Raw genomic sequence first — 20,596 nt, 5'->3', positions numbered from 1 at the left:
TGCGGCCCGGCGTCCGGGACACCTTCTCTTCATTCAGAAATACATTCAGCTTTCAATCTGTTTTTAAGTTTCGCTTCATTTTCAAGGATATCTTCGTAATCCTCAATCTTCCTGTTTAATCGTTTTATGGTTTCATCAATTTCCCTCTGTTTCTCCGTCAGCCTTTTCCTTTCATTTATAAGGATGTTTTTTCGGGGTTCGATCGTATGATCGGCTCCTTCAATAAATAAAGCGGTATATTCAATCAGCGCCTCAATCGACAGCCCGGCATTTCTCATGCATTTTATAAATTGAATCCAATTCACATCATCTTCGTCATAATCGCGGATGCCGCTTTCATCGCGTTTTACCGGAGGAATCAGTCCTATACTTTCATAATACCTAAGCGTCGCGGCTGATAACTCAACCTGCTTTGCAGCCTGCGCAATCTTCATATTCTTATCACCCGTCCTTCAAACCTTCATAAGCTTGCCATTATAGAATATCATTTCATAAAAAAATAAACCAAACTCCTTGACTTAAAGTCCGCTTTAACATTTAAAGTAAAATCGAACAGAGGATTCATCACTTTATCTTGGAAAGGAAGATAACCATGTGTAATAATCATCCGACTCGTGTATTAAGCGCTCCGCATGCAAAAGCTAAATTTGAGCGGACGACGATTGAGAGAAGAGCATTACGGCCGCACGATATCCTGATTGATATTAAGTACAGCGGGATTTGTCACTCAGACATCCACAGTGCATTCGATGAATGGGGCGGCGGAATCTTTCCGATGGTTCCCGGACACGAAATTGCCGGAGTTGTGGAAGCCGTGGGTGAAGAAGTCACCACATTTGCCGTCGGCGACCGTGTGGGTGTCGGCTGTTTTGTAGACTCCTGCGGGGAATGTGAATACTGCCTTAACGGAGACGAACAATATTGCACAAAAGGCGTTGTTCAAACTTATAATAACCTGGACTACGACGGAAACCCTACGTACGGCGGCTACAGCCAAAAAATAGTTGTCACTGACAGATTCGTTGTCCGGATTCCGGATCAGCTGGATTTGGATGCTGCCAGCCCGCTATTGTGCGCGGGCATTACCACCTATTCTCCGCTGAAACACTGGAATGCCGGCCCCGGCAAAAAAGTGGCGATTGTCGGAATGGGCGGGCTCGGACACTTAGCCGTTCAATTCGCGCACGCTTTAGGCGCAGAGGTCACCGTCCTCAGCCGCTCAATGAACAAAAAAGACGAAGCGCTTGAATTTGGAGCCGATCATTACTTTGCAACAAGCGATCCGGATACATTCACTGAGTTAGCCGGACATTTTGATATCATTTTAAATACGGTATCCGCGAACCTTGAGGTAGATGCCTACTTATCCCTGCTTCGCATTGACGGTACATTAGTAAATGTAGGAGCGCCTGCTAATCCGGACTCATACAGTGTGTTCTCTTTAATCACGGGCCGCCGCAGCATTGCGGGTTCACTCGTCGGCGGTATTCCGCAGACTCAGGAAATGCTTGATTTCGCCGCCGAGCACGGCATTGCTCCTAAAATTGAAGTGATTCCGGCCAACCAAGTCGACGAAGCGTACGAACGGGTTCTCCAAAGCGATGTCCGCTACCGTTTCGTCATTGATATTTCAACTTTATAATTCACATAAAAAACATACCAATATCTATTGGTATGTTTTTTTCTGTTCAGATTATTTTTTATTTCAGCAGCCAGCCGGGCACCGCTTTTATATAAACCAATTCGCCTATCAATTCAACGATCGTCTGTGTGACGATAACAGCGGCGGCTAATGAGGCCCAAGCATCCGGCAAGGCCAGTGCTAACGGAAGGACTGCGAGTGAATTTCTTGTGCCCGTGCTGAAGATCAATGCTCTTCCTTCACCTGTATCCAGACGGAACGCATTTGCGATAAACCGGGAGACAAACGGCATAATGAGCAGGAATAACAGATAGATCGGGATCACACGTAGAATGATGTCAGCATCACTGATGACCTTGCCGATTTGTGTGGCGACGACCGCCAGTAAGACCAGAGCCATAAAAGGAACAGGCAGCCATGCCGTCCACTCTAACACCTTTTCTCCCGCCGGCTTCTTATCAGCCCATAATTGAGTTATCACCGCCGCCAGCAGCGGCACTGCTATTAACAATAAGAATGCTTCCAGAAACGGTCCCGCATGAACAGCCCCTATCACTTCTTTCCCGATAAACAGCCGCAGGTATAACGGAAGCAATACCATCTGAACGGCGAACAAAACCGGCGTGGAAGCCAGTATTAATCTCTCATTTCCTTTGCCGAGCTGAGTAAAGACGATGACGTAATCAATACAAGGTGTAAGCAATACCAAACAAACCCCTAATAATATAGGAGGAGATTGAGGAAAAATGGCGGTTAACACCCATACAACGACAGGTACAGCTAAGAAATTACCGATCAGTAAAGCCGCCATAAACTTGAGGTTTGACATGGCTTCCCTCAGCTTCAAGAATGGGATTTGGGCAAACATGGCATACATGAGAACAGCGATAAGCGGTGATATCGTCCATCCCCAGCGAAGTCCTGAATCTTTCCCGGCGATCCCCGCTATTCCTCCGATCACAAGAGTCACACCATATATCCAAATTTGCTGTTTTTCTAATGTCTCTCTGGTTATTTTCATTGGCTGACACCTCTTCCCCGCTCATTATACCTTCTTTTCTTCCGGAATTAAAAAACACCAAGGGTCTGTGACACTTGGTGTTTTCGGAACGCGGGTTATTGTTGTCAAAACCGCTTATGAAAGTTTACTTGTGTTCTCTGTCCTGCCAACGAATAAGGTGGCTGCAACACTGGCTGAACTGACCAAAGTCCCCAGTACGGCAGCAAGAATTGTCAAAAAGCCATTGGGAATCAGAAATCCAATCGGAATGAGCCCCGCAAACGTGAGGACGATAAAACATTGATAGACTCCGGATATGATTCTCACAACCAAGCTGCCAAAAAAGGACATGACGAATGGCGGAATGAACAAACATAAGATGATTCCGAGCGAGATCAATAAAATCATAGGCTCGTCAAAAGAAATGACACGATCGCCGGGCGACTCTTCAGCAGCCGCGAATACAGCAAATATAGACATTATCAGCGTAAGAAAAACAAGAAAAAACCTTTTCAGCAACGTTATGACTCCTTTTTTTATAAAAACGGGTATCTTTTTTTAAAATCACGATAACCATTTTATGTTATCAAATGAAATAATATGAAGTCAATTGATGAATGAATCATAATAAAGCGTGTCATTTTCTTCCGCGAAGCCGTATCAGCAAATGGTTTGAAGAGAAACAGAAACCTTTACATTACATCCCCTTATCAGGATAAAAAAGGAATTCACTGCAAATGTCCTGCGGATTGTTTATTTTCACTGACTGCCAATCAATTAAAATGGTCAGACAAAAACCACATTTGCTGTTGAAAAGTTGTGGAATAAAGCATCGCATCAACTGCACTATGACAAGCTGAAACGTTAATATTTTGTGTTTCAGCCATTTCATCATGCTGTCCCAATACCATTTTTTCTATAGTCTTTGCAGCAGCAAAGTCCTCTGGAATCCTATACTAATCTTCCGCAGCCGCTGCATCGGCCTTTGTCACATGAACTGTACCAAACGGATGGTTGGGAGGAGCATAAATTGAATATAGTTTTAACGGCGTATTACCCGTATTAATAACATTGTGCCAAGTGCCGGCAGGGACAACAATGGCATAATCATCATAGACATTTCTTCGGAAACTTAAATTATTTTTACTCTTGCCCATTTTAACTATCCCTCGGCCTTGCTCAATCCGTAAGAATTGATCTACGTGAGGATGGATCTCCAAACCGATATCTTCTCCAATACCAAGACTCATCAAAGTAATTTGAAAATGCTCTCCTGTCCATAGGGCCGTACGGAACGTATTGTTTTGTTTTGCGGCTTTATTGATATTCACGACAAATGGTTTTGGTCCATAATCTTTCAAGAGAAGGTTTCTATCTTCGTATGAAGGACGCAAATCACCATAGTTATTTGGAATAGTCCAATAAACAGATCTTCCATCGCTATACATCGGTACATTCACACAATAATAACATTGATGCGAAAAAGGTATATAATACATTTTTCATCCCCGCAATTTTAAATTTTTGTGATATTATCCTATGCGTTTTGTAATGAGAGTGTGCCACACTAAGAAATTCCCTTGTTCAGCCTAAAAGACTTAAGTTAGCAGAAACGTTTTGGCCACAAAATCCGTTTGCATAAAAAATACCAACTGAATATGCACGGACTAAAATAGTTGCACTGATGGATAACTTAGGCACATGCCCTTATCAAAAACAATCTGGGTGCATATCCTGCTCCTAAAAGTCATTCATAAAGGGAGTTTAGATATGTATTATTATTATCCGTATTATGTATATGATTACAGACAGCAGCCTGATTTAAGTCAGGCAAATCATAAAATGCGAAGCCATTTATCTGCGATTCAACAAATTCCAATACACTCATCCTCCTTTCAACAATCAATGGCTGCGGTAGTGAAACACTTGCAGGCTGTCAGCAGAGCACTCGCTCTGGGATGCGGTATGAGTTCAGAATTCAGATTTCTTCCAGACACTTGGGGATTACGAGAACTTCATATTGTACACGCGAAATACCTTACTCCGTTGAGCTATCACGTTTATTCCGCTTTAGGCGCGGCAGAGCTTCTCGCCTCCGGACAAGGCCGGGCTCCTCATTTTCCTCTTATGGTTGGCTGCATGAATTCAATACTTCGTCTATGGTCAAACTTCCCCGCAGCGATAGCAGACCTGCGAAGAGCAGCCGGTCACCAATACGCGTCATCTGTAGACGAGGCGGAAAATCTCCTAAGACCAATGGTTCCAGCCACACAACAGGCATTATCCATCAGTCAATCTGCAGTGAGTCCGGCTATTTGGCAGGCTTCCTTACGTGCCGCGCAGTTAGCTCGGGAAGTACGTCAGAATGTTGCACAATCAATGAGTCAGGGATCTTCTTATTAATTAAGCCAAAAGATTTTTTCGGCTTTACACAGTCACATAACCGGACTTATTCAACACAAAAAAGAGCAGTAAACACGTAAGTTACTGCTCTCCTCAGTCTATCCACCGTTCATTTGTTTTACAATGTATTCAGCATCATTTCCTACACCTTGAAGCAGCGCTGAACCTCGCCTATGCTGCCAAGGCAAACCAATAAAATACAATCCTTCCACAGCAAAAACACCCCGGTGATGTATAATTCGGCCTTCCTTATCCAAAACACCTTCTATTTTCATCCAACAAAGCGGATTCTTAAAACCAGTTGCCCATATGATATTGTTTACTTCTAATGAAGATGAGTCTTTAAAAAAGATTTCATTTTGCTTTCCGGCTATGACTCTTTGTTTTAAGATGATCTTCTTCTGTCTTATTGCATGTTTTAATTCATACCCAAAGATGGGGTCACCTTTCTTTTGAATGAACTTGCCTAATATTGATGTATGACTTGCATGTAAAACTCCTAATTTATCAAACCACCAAAAGATGCTTCTTTTTCCAATCCATAAAGGGAAATAAGCCGGTTTATTACTGCAAGCCAAATATGTAACTCTTTCTTTGGATAATTCAACAGCTATCTGAGCCCCGCTATTCCCGCCGCCGACTACCAGTACATTCCCAGGCGCCAGTTGTTTTGAATGTTTATATTGTGAAGAATGTAATTGATGAATATGATCGGCTACATCCCTTGATATTGATGGAATGTTAGGGGTATGAAAAGGACCTGCGGCCATCACAAGATTCTTCGTTTGATATTCTTCCCGGTTTGTTTTTATTAAGAAATAGTTCTTTAATTTTTGGACACTTATTACTTCTGTCCGTAATTGGATTGGGATTTCAAATCTTTCAACATATTTTTTCAGATAAGCAGCAATTTCATTTTTTGAAGGGAGTCCATGCTTGTCTCCTTCAAGCTGCATTCCAGGCAAAGAGCTGTACATTCGAGAAGTAAATAAAACCAATGAATCATACCGGTTTTTCCAGCTTTCTCCCACTTCATGACTTTTATCCAAAATGATAAACTTTTGTTTCGACTTCTTTAGATAATATCCTACTGAGATCCCTGCCTGACCAGCTCCGATCACTATTGTGTCGTACATATGAATCCCCCCTCCGGTTTTAGCTTAATTGTCAGAAGACAAAGTGAACACCTATTAATGATGATGATGGTCACGCGGATTCTCAGTTTGGGCCTGACAAAGAATCGTATTGTCGTGATTATGCGCTGCTGTTTCCATTTGAATGGTTACATGTGTAATGCCTTTATCTCCAAGTTCATGTTCAATTTTGCGTAAAATACTTTCGCTTTTTGAAATGGTCAGTTGATCGTTAACAACAGCGTGGCAGGAAAGAGCATTCAATCCGCTTGTGATAGACCATATGTGCAAATCATGAATGCTTTGAATTCCTTCTGTCTCTTCAATTGTATGAATGATGTCAGTGACATCGATATTTTCCGGAGTTCCTTCCATTAATACGTGAATGGAGTCTTTCGTCAAATGGTAACCGCTTCTCAGAACAAGAATAGCCACAATGACACTGGCCGCTGGATCTGCCCAGCTCCACCCGAAGAAGATGATAAGGATCGCAGCCAGTATGGCACCTACAGATCCGAGCATGTCACTTATCACATGTAAGTAAGCCCCTCTTATGTTCAGGTTATTCTTTGTATCTCCGCCGTTCAGCATAATCCAAGCAACCAATATATTTACAGCTAACCCGATGATACTAATCGTCAGCATGCCGGTTGTTGCTACCTCCGGCGGATGAGAGAAACGTTTGATTGCTTCATAAATGATATAAAGGGAAATCACTATTAATGCAACACCGTTTATCACAGCTGCAAGAATCTCAAATCGTTTGTAGCCGAATGTCTTATGATGACTTGCCTTTTTTTCGGCCAATTTAAAAGCAATCAGAGCAACCATTAATGAGATTGAGTCACTAAGCATGTGGCCTGCATCTGACAAAAGCGCTAAACTATTGGTTAAAAATCCGCCTATCGCTTCTATTATCATATAACCTGTAATCACGATAAAAGAGATCAATAAAACCTTCTTATTGGATCCGCCAGCGTGATTGTGATTATGACCCATAAAAATCTCCTCCTTATCTCATACACTGCATTTATTATTTCTTTTCTGTTATGAAGCATTCTAACATGGACAAAATAACCATATATGATTATGTGCTCATATATGAATATATAGGTTCTTTACTGAAATGTCAAAATATTTTCGGTGAAAATGTCCAATACTTTATATTGCTCTTAATCAATGATTGCTATGAAGCCGCGGATTACAGCAATTACTTCAGGCGCAGACAATTTAGAAAAATCTCTTCACTTCTATCGGGATGGCTTGGGTCTGCCTACAGAAGGAATAGCCTGTACAGAATTTGAACATGGCGCAGCTGCTTTTTTTGACTTGCAAACGGGACTGAAACTTGCCCTTTGGAACCGCAAAAACATCGCACATGAATCAAACGTTACGTTCACTGCTCCAAGTACTGCGGAATTTACATGAGGACATAACGTCAGCAGTAAAGCTGAAGTCGATAAAGTCATGGAACAGGCAAAACAGGCAGGAGCAACGATAACTGATCCCGCTCATGATACTTTTTGGGGCGGATATGCCGTCACTTCCAAGACACCCCCCCGATGGACACTTATGGGAAATCGTTTGGAATCCGCACTGGGATGCAATTGAATAACCAAATTTAGCAACAATAAAAACACACCTGAATGTTCTGGTGTGTTTTTTATTTGTTTCCCAAAACGATCAAACTATTTATACGATGGCGGGATGCTTTGCGGAAAACGGAATACATTTTCGGGATCGTATTTCGCCTTTATTCTTTGAAGCCTTGCAAAGTTTGAGCCATAATATGCTTTTCCGAAGTTCTCGATATTTTGATCCGGAACATTCACATATGAACCTGTTACATATGGTTTCATCAGCTGACGCACTCTTTCAACTGATGCAAGATTCGAAGCTTCTTGTGATTTATTTTTCCAACTGGCCGTCCATTCCGTATAAAACAATGGCCGGCGCCAATAGAAGGCTGTTTCACTGCTTGGAACTCTGCTTATCGCGCCGCCCCAATTGATAAAAAAGAAATTGGTTTCTGTCCCGGTCGCTTTTTCTAAAAATTGTCTCATTACTGCAATAGGTTCTTCCGGCCAAAGATTGAGCGCCCACGCCGAGGAGAATTTAACACTCTGATCCGATCTGCCGGGAATCGGTTCGTCAGGATCTAAGAAATCTATACAATCCGGGTAGTATAGTGTTTTGATTACTGTTTGTGCCGGCGTTCCGGCATTTAATAAAGGTTTTAATAATTGAACCAGCTCTGGTTTTGAACCGAGGAACAATCCTTCCACATGGCACAAGCCATTTACTTTGCTGTAAATCTCAAGGTAGCATCCTAATCGTTCGTCTGTAAACGGCGCCCATTTTTGCCACGCTTTAAATACCGTTTCTAACTGTTCCCACGGCCAAATAATATTAAAGACGGTTGCGGTTTTAGGGGCACGGTGAACTTTGAACGTATATTGGGTGTTATATCCGAAATTGCCTCCCCCGCCGCCTCTGGAAGCCCACAGTAAATCTTCATTGCGGGATTGATTTGCTTGAATAATCCTGCCTTTGGCATCTACCATTTTCAGTGCGAGAAGGTTATCGCTTATCAGGCCGATCGATCGGGAAAGCACTCCAAATCCGCCTCCCATTGTGATTCCTCCGATTCCGACGGTTGGACTGTCTCCGAACGGGGCCATAAAACCTTCCCGAGCTAAACCTTTTACAAGCGGGCCGACGTGAATGCCGGTTTGAACGGTTGCTACCGCGTTTTTTTCATCTAAGAAAACTTTATTCATGTCACTCACATCAATAACAATCCCATCACTTACCGTGGAAAGATTTTTATCCAGAGCATGGCGGCCGCTTCTGACACGCATAGGCACATTCTTCTCACGAGCCCATTTAATAGCATTACTTACATCGTATGAATTTTGTGCAAAAACAAAGACAAGCGGACAGACATCAACATAAGGGTTCCAATTCTTAACCGCCTCTGTATAGCCGGGGTCCCCTTTGAAGATGACGCGTCCCGTTAACTGTGCTGATCCCATCTATTTCACTCCCAATAAGCATTTGATTCCGATACCAGTATATGTAGGAATTGGACAAATTCTTAGACAGATGTTCTGCAAACTTAAAAATAGACACATATACGCGAAGATGATATAAAAACAAAAAAAGACAAGAGCGGCAAGCTGCCGAAACTCTTGTCTCTCCTGCCTTTTTTATCATGATAGGCACTTACATTTATTGGCGTGATATCCCGACTTAACTATGGAAGTCCATAGAAATTATGTTTGCCCTGCCATGCGCGGTTCTGATGAGACACCGGCTGAGCAATCTTTCTGCTTGACCCCCGACAAGAATCTTATTCTTTATCGTTTTTGCACCCCTGTACGGATAACATCAATACACATTGAATCTTATCTTTTACATGATGAAAAGCTCTTATTTTTTCTTCTTGTGCTTACGTTTGCAATCCTGTTTTTTCTCTTTCTTATGATGTTTTTTACATTTCGCTTTTGCTGCTAATTTTGCCGCTTTTACCTTTGCTTCTGCTGTTGCTCTTGCCGCTTCTGCTGCTCTGGCTCTTGCTTCTTCCGCTCTTGCTATTGCCTCTTCCGCTCTGGCTCTCGCTTCTGCTTCTCTTGCTGCTTCCGCTCTTGCTGCGTCGTCCGCCATATCAAAATCATGGCCAAGGTCACAGGCTTCGTTGTATGGCTTTTTCTTCTGAACGTACTGTTGATCTTCACCTTCGTTATAATACATTACGCCACTCCTTCTCTCATTTTTTAATCTCTACATACTATGTAAAGAAATAACTGCAGCTTGGACTGGTATTATGATGAACCGGCACATTTTTAGGGCAATTTTCATTTATCGATACAACAGATTCTGGATGACTGCATGATTTTAAGGCACTTTCTCTCAGTAAAAGTGAATACAAGATTACTGCTGCACCAAAGACTGCAAGCTCTTTATGGGATCGAAGAATGAAAATAACCTACAGAATTTTTCACTGTTTTTACTGGGAGCCCCGCTCAATGCAATACACACGTCCTGGATCAATATGGTTATAATATTTTAAAAGAGCATCCTGACAAGGTTGCTCCTTATCTTTTTTATAACAGAAACCAATACCTTTCCCTAAGAGCAACTTCAACAGTTAACACTTACATGGGTTTGTGTCCCGTAAGTAAAAAAGGCTGACGAAAATTTTCGTCAGCCTTTTTTTGATATTCTGATTTCCTCATATCCGTTTTGCATAAATGTTATATCGCTTTGGAGCGTTACCGAAATATGAAAAGGCGTAACAAGAAGTAAGAATGAGCTCCTCTTTGTTATGCTGCAGCGTAATAATAGACGTATCTGTTTAGTCTGCGATTTATGAAAAGCTTCCATATGACAGCTTAACCTTTAATTGATTTTCGTTCATTAACACCTTATTTTTTCAAGAAACGTTTTACTCCCTCGACAGCATAATCATGATCAAGTTGAGGGGTAAGCCCTGCTACTGTTACAGTTCCAATTACCCCTGCGCCTTTAATACGAATAGGGAACGAGCCGCCTACAGCTTGATAATCCGATGATTGAAGAAGAGAGCTTTCATCATGAGTCGTTCCTTGCTCGTCGAATCTTGCTCCAATATAATGTGAGCTTCGGTTGTAATGATCCACTGTGCGTTTTTTTCGATATAGCCAGAATACATTTTCTTCAGATGTACCATCCATTAAGTGGGTGAATAAAGGTACTCGATTACGTTCAATGTGGATAGCTACTGCTTTATTATTTTCTTTTGCATAATAAATTAATGTCATACCGAGATTTAAAGCATCTTCGTTTGTAAATGTTTCAAATTGTAATTCATTTTCTGCGTTTTCCAGTTGTTGCAAGTTCATGAATAAACTCTCCCTTAAAATAATTTTTGTTTTTTATCTAATTTATAATTCAGTACGGATAGAAGAAATGCGAATGCTGCCATAATGGCACCAATCCATGCCGTATCCAAATACGTTAAATAGTCTACTGCTACTCCGCCTAAGGCAGATCCTCCAGCAATCCCTACATTAAAGGCTGATATATTTAATGCAGAGGCAATATCTTTTGCAGAAGGTACTAATTTTTCAGCAAGCGTTACAATGTACGCTTGAACTCCTGGAGACATCATAAATGCAAATAAACCTAACAGAATAATGGATAAGATACTTAATCTTTTACTAGGCAGTAGTACCATTTGTAATAAAAGTACGATTCCTTGAAATAAAAATACAAAACGTAACGATTTAACAGGATGCCGGTTTGCCATTTTCCCACCTGCTATGTTTCCAATTGCCACGGCAACCCCGTAAACTAAAAGTAACAATGAAATAGATCCTGATGAATACCCGCTAATTTCTTGGAGAATAGGAGCGAGATAGGTAAACAAAGCAAAGGTTCCGCCAAATCCTAGAGCAGTCATTAATAATGCCAGCAGAATACGTTGGTTTTTCACAAGTTTCCCTACATCTTTTAGAGTAGGAGGATTTGTTTGTCTGTTTACTTTATCAACGGCAAATATATTTACAATCAGCCCAATAATGCCGAGTACAGCTACCGCACCGAATGTAGCGCGCCAACCAAAGTGTTGTCCAATATAAGTCCCCATTGGAACACCTGCTATGGTTGCTACTGTTAACCCAGTAAACATAATTGAAATAGCTGTTCCTTTTTTGTTTTCTGGTACGATATCGGCAGCGACTGTAGCTGCAATTGCAAAAAATACCCCATGAGCGATAGCAGTAATAACTCGTGAGACCATTAATACTTCATATGTTTCAGCAATGGCTGACATTGCGTTACCTAATATGAAAACCATCATTAAGATGAGTAAAAAGCCTTTTTTAGGAATGCGCCCTGTAATAGCTGTTACAATCGGAGTTCCAACAGCTATTGCTACTGCATAACCAGAAATTAAAGCACCAGCTTTAGTTACAGAAATAGATAGATCATCAGCAACTGTTTGAAGTAAGCCTACAATGACGAACTCGGTTGTTCCAATGGCAAAAGCGCTAATGGCCAAAGAAAATAAGGCGATGTATACTTTTGTTGACATTTTTCACATTCCCCTCCTCAGCATTTATGATGTGTTCCATCAAAGCATTGTTGATATACGCGAACTACATTGAATAAGTTTCTTACTATAAGCCTTATCTAATTTTTTATTTAAACGAAATGCCGGACCAGATATCGCCACAGCTGAAACCACATTCCCCTCAAAAATAACCGGTACAGCGATACAGCGCAGGCCTAATTCTGTCTCTTCGTCATCTACTGCGTATCCTTGCTTACGAATGACCTTTAGGTGTTCTTTCAATAAATGCAAGTCCGCAAATGTATTTTTAGTTTTTTGCACTAATATCAATTCTTTAAGGACTCCTTCGAGTTTGTTTTTGTCCATAAAGGCTAATATGACTTTTCCCAGAGCGCTTAAGTGTACAGGAGCCCGGTCACCAACCTCTGAGTGTGCCCTCATAGAATGGGAGCCGTCAACAACTTGTGCTGTCACTACGTCCGTTCCATAAAGGATTCCAACATAGGCTGTTTCCCCAACTTCTCTGCTCAACTCATGTAAAGGTGGAACCGATAACCAATTTGCTTTTGAGTTATAGGAAGTAGATAAAGATCCCACTTTATTAGTAAGACTATAGGAATTATCAATTTTTTTGATATAGCCCATTATTTCAAGGGTATATAACAAACGAAAAGCTGTTGATTTATTAAATGAGAATGTTTGTATAACTTCACTAAGGGTCATACCTTTTTCTTGTAAAGCATCTAAAATTAGAAGTCCTTTTTTCAGTGTAGCTACTTCGTATTGCTTCAATGGATTCACCTCTCTCTCGTACGATGTTCATCATAAAATGTCGAGAAATAAAAATCAAAAAAAGAATAAAAGTTTCTATATTTAAAACCTTTTAGATGTAGCATTCACAAAATATGAACGAATTATTTACCCTTGAAGGAATTATGAATAGCGGGATCTTTCAAAGAGATAATTGAGCGGAAGTTCCTGCAGGTATCGTTTGATAAGGAAAAATGGAATGATGCCTCAAGGAGGTTAGTATTTTTTATTAACACATCAATTTTTTTTGATTTAACAGTTGTAAAAAGATAAAAATGAGGATATACTCATAACATCAAAAAAAATTGATGTAAGGAGAATTTTATGAAACAGCTGCCTTTCTATAACGAAGTAATGGGTAATTCATTTTCTATATACGAAAAAAAATTCAAAGCATTAGCAGATGAGAAAAGGTTACATATTCTCTATGAGCTGTGCCAAAGTGGGGAACTGTGTGTTTGCGATATGACAGATCTTTTTAGCCTTTCACAGTCTAAACTTTCTTACCATCTAAAAATCTTGTTAGATGCAAACTTACTTCATAAAACAAAAAAAGGAACATGGAATTATTACAGTATTAATAAAGAGGAAGTAGATGCGCTGTTATCAGAACAATTATGTTGCATCTTCCGACCAATGTAATATTGAGCTTTCATAGCTCATATACATTTTTAACATATATATATCAATTTTTTTTGATATATATTAAACCTAAACGAAGTGATTTAACTGTTAGTAAGAAGGGAGTAGGCTCTTATTGCAGGGAGACGTAAAAGGTGGTGAAGATAACCAGTTCTTTTTTTATAACTAATAAATCAATTTTTTTGATATTCCAATTAACTAGAGCATTTCATTACTAAAAAACAAGGAGGATTTCTTATGAAACCTATTAATAATATTCCATTAAATACTGTGTCTTGTTGTTCAACAGAAACTAATTCTTCTCCAGTTAATATGAAAGAAGAAGTCAATAAAAACAGACATTTGCCTGTAGTCATTATCGGAGGAGGACCAATTGGATTAGCTGCTGCAGCACACTTAACAAAGCAAGGACAGCCTTTTATTTTATTAGAAGCTGGATCGCAAGTAGGAGCCAATATTTTAACATGGAAGCATATTCGTTTATTCTCTCCTTGGCGCTATAACATTGATAAGGCTGCACAGGCTCTTTTAGAACACCATGGATGGATATCTCCAAACTTAGAAACATTACCAACAGGAAAAGAGCTTGTAGAACAATACTTAGAGCCATTAGCAAATATTGCAGAAATTAAACCATATGTACATGTAAATACCAAAGTCCTTTCCATTACACGTGAGGAAACAGATAAAATGAAAACGGCAGGCCGTGAGAATAAACCATTCATCGTCTATGCAGAAAAAGGCGGGGTGCTTCAAACATACAAAGCAAGAGCAATCTTAGATGCTTCAGGCACGTGGGGAAACCCTAACCCTGTCAATTCTAGTGGTGTATGGTTAAAAGATGAACAAGTACTGAAAGAGCATATCTTTTATGGCATTCCTAATGTATCAGAGAAAGAAAAGGATCGTTATGCTGATAAGCGTGTTGCCGTTGTGGGCAGCGGTCATTCAGCTATCAACGCTTTATTAGAGTTAGCCCAATTGCAAGAAACGTATCCGAAAACTGAAATTCTTTGGATTATGAGAAAACCAAAGGTCGAAGATGCATATGGCGGAGAAGAAAAGGATGCTCTTGCGGCAAGAGGAGCCCTTGGAAGCCGTATTCATCATCTTGTGGATTCTGGAAAAGTGGAGGTCATAACTCCATATAGAATTCACCATGTTACAGCCTCAGTGAATGGTATGAAGATGATAGGAAATCAAAATGAACAAGAGAAAATCCTTTCAAATATAGACGAAATCATCGTAAATGCAGGGAATCGTCCGGATTTTACAATCATTAGCGAATTGCGTACATCTATTGACTCCATTACAGAAAGTGTAAAAGACTTAGCTCCATTAATTGATCCTAACCTTCATAGCTGCGGCACGGTTCGTGCACATGGAGAAGAAGAGCTTCGTCAACCTGAGAAAGACTTTTACATTGTAGGAGCTAAGAGTTATGGACGTGCACCAACGTTTCTCATGGCAACGGGCTATGAGCAGGTGAGATCAATTTCGGCTGCTCTTGCAGGGGATTATGAATCCGCGAGAAGAGTAGAACTTGATTTACCTGAAACGGGTGTTTGTAGTATAAATCTACATCAAGAAAACTCATGTAGTACAGGTAGTAACAGTTCAAACTGTGGTTGTTAAATAAGAGGTTAGAAAGGGAGTAATCATATTGTTTACTCCCTTTTTTTTAAAAAAGTATAGTTTAATCTGAAGGAGGATATAAATCATGACTATTAATCATGCAGGTACATTAAATAAAGAGTATTTTCTTTCATATATGAACCTGATTATGAATGCACATCAAAATACAGTCGATCAAGCGAAAGAACTAGCATTTCAACGGTTATTCGGAGCACAAACTAATAGCTTAGGCCGTAGATCTTATGAAAATTTCCTTTTAGCTTATAAAGAATTAAAAGGATCTGAAAAATGAGAGCTCAATAAAGAAGGTGGGGATGAGCATGTCTCCTTTAACAAGTCAGTCCTCTTCGTCATATATCATCACTTTGTTATTTTTAGGAAACTCCATGTTTATACATTGCATTGCCTATTTATTAAAGATGTGAAGTGCATAACTCGAAAGGATCAAAATATAGACCAACTATCAGGGGTAATCTTGAAAACACGCTTAGCATTGTCAATCCGCTTTTTCTCTGCCGTTGTCCCAGACTAATGTTTGTTTTCACTAGATGCATAACCATGAAGTGAAATTGTAAAACATGAAAAAAGCGCTTAGCGCACACTTCAATAAAAACAACAATTGATGTTTATGGTCACTTATTTCAGAATAAACAGAAAGTAACTCCTGACAAGTTGGATGAGCTATTTTAAGTGGAGTAAAAAGGAGTAAACTTCAGAAACAAAAAAGAACATAAAAAAACACCAGGGTTCTACAACCCTTGGTATCATTGAGATGAAGCCGGGAGGATTTAAACCTCCGCGGAGTTTTTTAACATCTGTAAGGTAATGATTATATTTTTGATCGTTTTTTTGAAACAGGCTAGACCCAGACATCATTTTCAGCTGTTTGATCAGTTATTTCCTGCCCGGTATTCACAACACCTTTAGGTTCTACAAGCAAAATGTTACACTCTGATTCTGCATAAGGTTTATGTTCAACATTTTTCGGAATGACAAACATTTCACCTTCATTTAATTTTACTTCTCCATCACGAAATTCAATGATTAAATTACCCTTAATGACAATGAAGACTTCATCTGTTTCGTCATGCTTATGCCAAACAAAATCCCCTTGTACCTTAACAAGTTTAAATTGATAATCATTCATTTCAGCGATTACTTTTGGAGACCATTGATCTTGGAACGCAGCTAATTTCTCTTGAAAATTAATCGGTCTATATTCCATTCTTTCCCCTTCCCGTGTAAAACTCAATCATTTAACTAGTCCCAAATTAAAGGCCTGTCCACTTCAGCAGTTCTGAGATAGTCTAAAAGCTGACCGGTATGTACGGACTCATGGTAAGCGATTCTTAATAACATGTCTCCTAGTTCGCGAATATATCCAACATCAGACCTGTCAATCTTTATATTTGTTAAATCTGTTTCGTTTAACGATTTGATGAATGTCAAAAACTCGGCCCGATACGGTTTTGCAAATTCTAATTCTTCGGTTACTGTCGTAAACGTTTTTGATTCATACGGGTTTTTAGATTCCTTTGAAGACTCATTCATTTGTTTTAGTAAGATTTGATGATAAAGAAATTCCGCTTCTAATACATGTCTTATCATTTCCTTACACGACATTGCTTCGGAATCCGGGCGCCAGTCCATTTTTTCCTCAGGTATAGCTGTCCATAACTTGATGCTTCGCCGTCTTACTTCTTCAAAATTTAAAATAATAAGGTCAATCGTATTCAAGTGTTTTCCCCCTTTTATTTTTAAATAATTCTCCTTCTTCCCGGAAAAAACCTCTTTAAATAAAAAACATATTCTTTCCCGACTCGCTTGATTGGTAATTTAAGATAAGAAGATATTCATTCATCCATACAATAGACTCTGGCTGAACATATACTGAATGATAGTTTTCATCAGAAAGGAGAAATCAGCTTTGGCAAAATATCGGATCATGACATTTGACGGGGGCGGTACCTTAGGTGCTTTAAGTTTACAACTATTGAACAGACTGGCTGAAGAAAATCCAGCATTAATAAGTCGAACCCATGTATTTGCGGGAAATTCAATCGGTTCATTTACTGCCCTTGCATTAGCAAGCGGAAGATCTCCGAAGGAAACACTTCAGTATTTTGAGGATGAAATCCTGCCCGCATTCAGCACTTCCCGGCCGGGCGGACCTGTTTTCAATCAACAATTACCATATTCCGGTTTTATTAAAGCGGTACGAAACTTTTTCCCGCCAGGCCTTCGTCTTAAAGATGTAAAAAAACGAATTGTTGTCCCTTCATTCAAATTATACTCCCCCGCACTGGATCGTTGGACGCCCGTATTATTTCACAACTTTCCCGGCTCTCCCTATTTAAATGAGAAAGTGAGTGATGTCATACTGCGGAGCAGCGGTGCCCCCGCGACGCAGCGAGCCTATCAAAACTACGTGGACGGATATGTAGTGGCAACGAACCCAAGTACGGCCAGTATCGCGTTTGCGGTTGGTAAAGCCAACGTGCCATTGGATCAAATTGCGGCGCTATCCATCGGTACAGGTGAAGCCCCGACTCGGTTAAGAAGAGATACGAGGGGGTGGGGAATGGTAAGTGCGGATAACATACGTCCCGAAAATCTGAAGAACCTTCCTCCAAATTGGGGAGTCCTTTTGGACAGGTCGCCTAATGAACCTTTACTGCCATTTCTTCAGATGATCGCCGGCGGAAATGGCTACTATGAATCCATGGTCAGCGCGAACCTGCTGGGAGACCGCTTTTTCCGGTTAGATCCGCGGATTCCTAACTTCTCCAAAACGGACCCTTCCGTGGTGCCCGCTGTCATTGAAATTGCGAACAAAACCAACTTACAGCCTGCGAATACATTTATAGAGAAAAACTGGAACGACAGCCACTAAGGAAATTCACATCTTAAAACAATGAACAAAAAATACCAAGGGACTCAAAACCCTTGGTATTTTTAATGCGGCTGAGAGGGTTTGGACCTTCATGGGGTATTTATACGCTGGGCATTCGATAAAGTGAAAGCTTATTACCGCCCGGCATTTCAAGCACTGAAGTTAAGCATTACATCCAACAATCGGGCTATTTAATTGAATAGGACTACCCAGAAGCCGCTTCCCATTACGTAAGAAAAGCGACTTTTTAGATTTGATTTTCAAGTTCCTTTGACAAATTTTGAAAAGACCATTGACTATTCAGTTGGACTGTATTAAGTTTAACTATATAGTCAGACTGAATAGAGGATGAGGATATGAAACATAAATTATTACCGCTGTCTGAAACCATGCATTATATTTTATTAGCCTTGCGGGAGCCGCTTCATGGCTATGCCGCCATGCAGAAGATCGAAAAGATGAGTAACGGAACTGTTATTTTAGCAGCCGGCACATTATACGGCGCGATTGAAAACTTGAATAAGCATGGCTGGATTGAACCTGTTGGAGAGTCGGGCCGGAGAAAAGTCTATATGATAACTGCGGAAGGAAGCGCCATTTTGAAAATGGAACAAAACAGGTTACTGCATATTTTATCCCTGTACGAAGGAAGTGAATCGAATGAAGACATTTAAGATGTTTTTTGATATTGAAAAAGAGGAGCAATGGCTGAACGAGCAATTACAAAAAGGCTATCGCTGTACAAATATCAGCGGATTAGGAATATACACTTTCGAAAAAACCGACAAGAGATATGTGATGCGACTGGATTATCATGATTATTTATCAAAGAAAAAGTTCAAAGACTACAGAGAGATCTATGAAGACTTCGGCTGGAGTTATATAAACAGCCCATGGCTCAGCGGAACTCGATATTGGCAAAAAGAAGATGATGATCAAAATGAAATCTTCTCGGATCGCCAATCAAAGAGTAGTTATTATAAAAGATTAATGGGGTTTTCATCTTGTTTTGGTTTACTTTGCTTATTTTATTCTTATTTGATTTACAAGGATTCAGGTTTATATTTAACTGAAGGTCTGTGGAGTATGGAAGGCGCAATGTTTTGGAAAGCATTTTTATTTGAAACTCCATTTGCCCTTTTAAGGTCGCTTCCCGCTCTTATGGCTGTTGTCTTCGGCATCAGTTACTATAAAGCGTATCGAAAATATTCAATGTTAAAGGAACAATAACACGGGGAAGTTACATTCAAGAAGTAATCGAGGATTATATATCTGCCGAAGCCGGGCGCTTTAACGGAAAAAAGCGCCCTGCATTTGCTGATAAATCAGACGGCTTATTTTGTTAATGATACATACTTATTTACAATGGCTTGAGCGAGACAAGCTGATGAATCAACAAAGGTAAGTTCGCTTCTTTTTTGATCCGTGACAATATTTAAATCCGTACATGCAATGATAACCGTATCAACCTTTTCTGCTAATTCACGGTGTAATTCATCATAGAATGTACCAGCCTCATCGATTTGACCTTGTTTAATCTTTTCTATTATGTGATCGACATAGATTTGCCAACTATCTTGATGTAAAAAATCATAACCTTCTCTGTTTAACGCTTCTTGAAATATTCCAGATTGAACCGTAGGGACGGTGGCTAAAAGAGCTGCTTTTTTTGAACCTTTAGATATTTTTTTTATGGTTTCATCAACCATGTTTAGTAAAGGGACTGAAAGCGCATTTTTTATTTGATTAAAATAGATATGTGCGGTATTACATGGGATGGCAATAAAATCAACACCCGTTTTTTCAAGCTTTACAGCTCCCTCAATAATTGCCTTTTCCATGTCCGTATGATTGAGAGGTTTATTCATATAGAAAGGAGTCGGACAAGAATAAATCATCATATGAGGGAAATCCATGTCATGTATTGCTCCATATATTTTTTGGCACTCGTCTACTACCTTATCTACAAATGGCCCAGTAGATTTTGGCCCCATTCCTGCCAGTATTCCAATCATAATTGTCCTCCTCTGTAAAAATATGTACGAATACGATTACGATGAGTTATTCTTGTGTTTCTCATCTGAATCTGCACTCATTTCTTTTTGGCTGTCTTCTCCTATTTTATCATTTCATTAATTGAATTATGGTTAAAAATCGGTGATTAAATTGTGCCCATATAGATTAGTAAACGTGTCGTTGATGTCAAGTCATGAACTCCTAAAGGAGATTTAATAACTCATTTTCAACGAAAAACTGATCTCTGTTAATTAGTCGAGATTCCAAGATATACACGGACAAATTGATCTTTCCTTTTTTGGGAATCCCACAGGTTCCCTCTTGTTTTGATGTTGTTTTTTTAAAAAAAAGTTATTGACACCAATAA

General features: G+C 39.8%; 22 protein-coding genes and 3 pseudogenes. 10 read left to right on the top strand and 15 right to left on the bottom strand.

The window, feature by feature from the left end; all coding sequences use genetic code 11:
- Positions 1–29 precede the first annotated feature (29 nt).
- Positions 30–434: a MerR family transcriptional regulator gene (locus OQ477_RS18170; RefSeq protein ID WP_094296424.1), complete on the bottom strand. Its 405-nt coding sequence runs from the start codon at positions 432–434 to the stop codon at positions 30–32.
- Between the two features lie 158 nt (positions 435–592).
- Between OQ477_RS18170 and OQ477_RS18165 the strand changes: the two genes are divergently transcribed.
- Positions 593–1,642, top strand: coding sequence for an NAD(P)-dependent alcohol dehydrogenase (locus tag OQ477_RS18165; protein ID WP_265973417.1), 1,050 nt, complete (start codon positions 593–595; stop codon positions 1,640–1,642).
- 58 nt (positions 1,643–1,700) lie between these two features.
- Here the strand turns inward: OQ477_RS18165 and OQ477_RS18160 are convergent, their stop codons facing one another.
- The 3 genes from OQ477_RS18160 to OQ477_RS18150 form a co-directional block, all read right to left on the bottom strand.
- On the bottom strand, positions 1,701–2,663 hold the full coding sequence (locus tag OQ477_RS18160; RefSeq protein ID WP_265973416.1) for an arsenic resistance protein: 963 nt from the start codon (positions 2,661–2,663) through the stop codon (positions 1,701–1,703).
- Between the two features lie 114 nt (positions 2,664–2,777).
- On the bottom strand, positions 2,778–3,161 hold the full coding sequence (locus tag OQ477_RS18155) for a hypothetical protein (protein WP_108654910.1): 384 nt from the start codon (positions 3,159–3,161) through the stop codon (positions 2,778–2,780).
- 437 nt (positions 3,162–3,598) lie between these two features.
- Positions 3,599–4,141: a cupin domain-containing protein gene (locus tag OQ477_RS18150; RefSeq protein ID WP_265973415.1), complete on the bottom strand. Its 543-nt coding sequence runs from the start codon at positions 4,139–4,141 to the stop codon at positions 3,599–3,601.
- 271 nt (positions 4,142–4,412) lie between these two features.
- On the opposite strand from OQ477_RS18150, the gene OQ477_RS18145 reads away from it, so the two are divergent.
- Complete coding sequence (locus OQ477_RS18145; RefSeq protein WP_032873053.1) at positions 4,413–5,045, top strand: hypothetical protein; 633 nt, start codon at positions 4,413–4,415, stop codon at positions 5,043–5,045.
- A gap of 98 nt (positions 5,046–5,143) precedes the next feature.
- On the opposite strand, the gene OQ477_RS18140 is transcribed toward OQ477_RS18145, so the two are convergent.
- A complete protein-coding gene (locus tag OQ477_RS18140; RefSeq protein ID WP_265973414.1) occupies positions 5,144–6,181 on the bottom strand; it encodes a flavin-containing monooxygenase in 1,038 nt (345 codons plus the stop codon).
- Positions 6,182–6,235: 54 nt separating this feature from the next.
- Positions 6,236–7,177 carry a cation diffusion facilitator family transporter gene (locus OQ477_RS18135; protein WP_265973413.1) on the bottom strand — a complete coding sequence of 314 codons (942 nt, stop codon included), beginning with the start codon at positions 7,175–7,177 and terminating at the stop codon, positions 6,236–6,238.
- Positions 7,178–7,366: 189 nt separating this feature from the next.
- Here OQ477_RS18135 and OQ477_RS18130 point away from each other — a divergent pair.
- Positions 7,367–7,793 (top strand): annotated as a pseudogene (locus OQ477_RS18130) (VOC family protein).
- 73 nt (positions 7,794–7,866) lie between these two features.
- Here OQ477_RS18130 and OQ477_RS18125 read toward each other — a convergent pair.
- From OQ477_RS18125 to OQ477_RS18100, 6 genes and pseudogenes are all read right to left on the bottom strand, one after another.
- Entirely contained in the window at positions 7,867–9,213 is a 1,347-nt protein-coding gene (locus OQ477_RS18125) for an FAD-binding oxidoreductase (RefSeq protein WP_007609656.1), read from the bottom strand.
- 397 nt (positions 9,214–9,610) lie between these two features.
- Positions 9,611–9,931: a hypothetical protein gene (locus OQ477_RS18120; protein ID WP_061581810.1), complete on the bottom strand. Its 321-nt coding sequence runs from the start codon at positions 9,929–9,931 to the stop codon at positions 9,611–9,613.
- 481 nt (positions 9,932–10,412) lie between these two features.
- Positions 10,413–10,532, bottom strand: a pseudogene (locus OQ477_RS18115) (class D sortase); the annotation flags it as partial.
- A 73-nt stretch (positions 10,533–10,605) separates the two neighbouring features.
- Positions 10,606–11,061: a heme-degrading domain-containing protein gene (locus OQ477_RS18110; RefSeq protein WP_265973412.1), complete on the bottom strand. Its 456-nt coding sequence runs from the start codon at positions 11,059–11,061 to the stop codon at positions 10,606–10,608.
- A gap of 14 nt (positions 11,062–11,075) precedes the next feature.
- On the bottom strand, positions 11,076–12,254 hold the full coding sequence (locus OQ477_RS18105; RefSeq protein WP_061581808.1) for an MFS transporter: 1,179 nt from the start codon (positions 12,252–12,254) through the stop codon (positions 11,076–11,078).
- A 39-nt stretch (positions 12,255–12,293) separates the two neighbouring features.
- On the bottom strand, positions 12,294–13,025 hold the full coding sequence (locus OQ477_RS18100) for an IclR family transcriptional regulator (protein WP_061581807.1): 732 nt from the start codon (positions 13,023–13,025) through the stop codon (positions 12,294–12,296).
- A 342-nt stretch (positions 13,026–13,367) separates the two neighbouring features.
- On the opposite strand from OQ477_RS18100, the gene OQ477_RS18095 reads away from it, so the two are divergent.
- From OQ477_RS18095 to OQ477_RS20955, 4 genes and pseudogenes are all read left to right on the top strand, one after another.
- Positions 13,368–13,685, top strand: a complete 318-nt coding sequence (locus OQ477_RS18095; RefSeq protein WP_153014813.1) for an ArsR/SmtB family transcription factor — start codon at positions 13,368–13,370, stop codon at positions 13,683–13,685.
- Positions 13,686–13,922: 237 nt separating this feature from the next.
- Entirely contained in the window at positions 13,923–15,320 is a 1,398-nt protein-coding gene (locus tag OQ477_RS18090; RefSeq protein WP_237731259.1) for an FAD-dependent oxidoreductase, read from the top strand.
- An 85-nt stretch (positions 15,321–15,405) separates the two neighbouring features.
- The gene (locus tag OQ477_RS18085) at positions 15,406–15,612 is read left to right on the top strand and encodes a hypothetical protein (protein ID WP_061581805.1); all 207 of its coding nucleotides are present in this window, start codon (positions 15,406–15,408) and stop codon (positions 15,610–15,612) included.
- Positions 15,613–15,902: 290 nt separating this feature from the next.
- Positions 15,903–16,010 (top strand): annotated as a pseudogene (locus OQ477_RS20955) (hypothetical protein); the annotation flags it as partial.
- Positions 16,011–16,179: 169 nt separating this feature from the next.
- On the opposite strand, the gene OQ477_RS18080 reads toward OQ477_RS20955, so the two are convergent.
- Both OQ477_RS18080 and OQ477_RS18075 read right to left on the bottom strand, forming a co-directional pair.
- Positions 16,180–16,545, bottom strand: coding sequence for a cupin domain-containing protein (locus tag OQ477_RS18080; protein ID WP_202729432.1), 366 nt, complete (start codon positions 16,543–16,545; stop codon positions 16,180–16,182).
- A gap of 35 nt (positions 16,546–16,580) precedes the next feature.
- Positions 16,581–17,057 carry a DinB family protein gene (locus OQ477_RS18075; RefSeq protein WP_265973411.1) on the bottom strand — a complete coding sequence of 159 codons (477 nt, stop codon included), beginning with the start codon at positions 17,055–17,057 and terminating at the stop codon, positions 16,581–16,583.
- 190 nt (positions 17,058–17,247) lie between these two features.
- On the opposite strand from OQ477_RS18075, the gene cotR reads away from it, so the two are divergent.
- From cotR to OQ477_RS18060, 3 genes are all read left to right on the top strand, one after another.
- Complete coding sequence (gene cotR / locus OQ477_RS18070) at positions 17,248–18,213, top strand: sporulation hydrolase CotR (protein WP_265973410.1); 966 nt, start codon at positions 17,248–17,250, stop codon at positions 18,211–18,213.
- A gap of 356 nt (positions 18,214–18,569) precedes the next feature.
- Positions 18,570–18,887 carry a PadR family transcriptional regulator gene (locus OQ477_RS18065; protein ID WP_012116900.1) on the top strand — a complete coding sequence of 106 codons (318 nt, stop codon included), beginning with the start codon at positions 18,570–18,572 and terminating at the stop codon, positions 18,885–18,887.
- Positions 18,874–19,443, top strand: coding sequence for a DUF2812 domain-containing protein (locus tag OQ477_RS18060; protein WP_265973409.1), 570 nt, complete (start codon positions 18,874–18,876; stop codon positions 19,441–19,443). Before OQ477_RS18065 ends, OQ477_RS18060 begins: the two co-directional genes overlap by 14 nt.
- Positions 19,444–19,547: 104 nt before the next feature.
- On the opposite strand, the gene OQ477_RS18055 is transcribed toward OQ477_RS18060, so the two are convergent.
- Positions 19,548–20,228 carry an aspartate/glutamate racemase family protein gene (locus tag OQ477_RS18055; RefSeq protein WP_265973408.1) on the bottom strand — a complete coding sequence of 227 codons (681 nt, stop codon included), beginning with the start codon at positions 20,226–20,228 and terminating at the stop codon, positions 19,548–19,550.
- Positions 20,229–20,596: the final 368 nt, after the last annotated feature.

Origin of the sequence: Bacillus sp. ChL18, from assembly GCF_026241425.1 — a bacterium.
Taxonomy (GTDB): Bacteria; Bacillota; Bacilli; order Bacillales; family Bacillaceae; genus Bacillus; species Bacillus velezensis.
The sequence above is the reverse complement of the archived record's forward strand: the minus strand, read 5'-3'. Positions and strand labels throughout refer to the sequence as shown.

Bases quoted from the DNA above. Each gene is read 5' to 3' on its own strand.
- OQ477_RS18085 (WP_061581805.1), top strand. From the start codon at position 15,406: ATGACTATTAATCATGCAGGTACATTAAATAAAGAGTATTTTCTTTCA.
- OQ477_RS18120 (WP_061581810.1), bottom strand. From the start codon at position 9,931: ATGTATTATAACGAAGGTGAAGATCAACAGTACGTTCAGAAGAAAAAG.
- OQ477_RS18105 (WP_061581808.1), bottom strand. From the start codon at position 12,254: ATGTCAACAAAAGTATACATCGCCTTATTTTCTTTGGCCATTAGCGCT.
- OQ477_RS18125 (WP_007609656.1), bottom strand. From the start codon at position 9,213: ATGGGATCAGCACAGTTAACGGGACGCGTCATCTTCAAAGGGGACCCC.
- OQ477_RS18060 (WP_265973409.1), top strand. From the start codon at position 18,874: ATGAAGACATTTAAGATGTTTTTTGATATTGAAAAAGAGGAGCAATGG.
- OQ477_RS18080 (WP_202729432.1), bottom strand. From the start codon at position 16,545: ATGGAATATAGACCGATTAATTTTCAAGAGAAATTAGCTGCGTTCCAA.
- OQ477_RS18090 (WP_237731259.1), top strand. From the start codon at position 13,923: ATGAAACCTATTAATAATATTCCATTAAATACTGTGTCTTGTTGTTCA.
- OQ477_RS18065 (WP_012116900.1), top strand. From the start codon at position 18,570: ATGAAACATAAATTATTACCGCTGTCTGAAACCATGCATTATATTTTA.
- OQ477_RS18170 (WP_094296424.1), bottom strand. From the start codon at position 434: ATGAAGATTGCGCAGGCTGCAAAGCAGGTTGAGTTATCAGCCGCGACG.
- OQ477_RS18165 (WP_265973417.1), top strand. From the start codon at position 593: ATGTGTAATAATCATCCGACTCGTGTATTAAGCGCTCCGCATGCAAAA.
- OQ477_RS18140 (WP_265973414.1), bottom strand. From the start codon at position 6,181: ATGTACGACACAATAGTGATCGGAGCTGGTCAGGCAGGGATCTCAGTA.
- OQ477_RS18150 (WP_265973415.1), bottom strand. From the start codon at position 4,141: ATGTATTATATACCTTTTTCGCATCAATGTTATTATTGTGTGAATGTA.
- OQ477_RS18110 (WP_265973412.1), bottom strand. From the start codon at position 11,061: ATGAACTTGCAACAACTGGAAAACGCAGAAAATGAATTACAATTTGAA.
- OQ477_RS18145 (WP_032873053.1), top strand. From the start codon at position 4,413: ATGTATTATTATTATCCGTATTATGTATATGATTACAGACAGCAGCCT.
- OQ477_RS18160 (WP_265973416.1), bottom strand. From the start codon at position 2,663: ATGAAAATAACCAGAGAGACATTAGAAAAACAGCAAATTTGGATATAT.
- OQ477_RS18055 (WP_265973408.1), bottom strand. From the start codon at position 20,228: ATGATTGGAATACTGGCAGGAATGGGGCCAAAATCTACTGGGCCATTT.
- OQ477_RS18135 (WP_265973413.1), bottom strand. From the start codon at position 7,177: ATGGGTCATAATCACAATCACGCTGGCGGATCCAATAAGAAGGTTTTA.
- OQ477_RS18095 (WP_153014813.1), top strand. From the start codon at position 13,368: ATGAAACAGCTGCCTTTCTATAACGAAGTAATGGGTAATTCATTTTCT.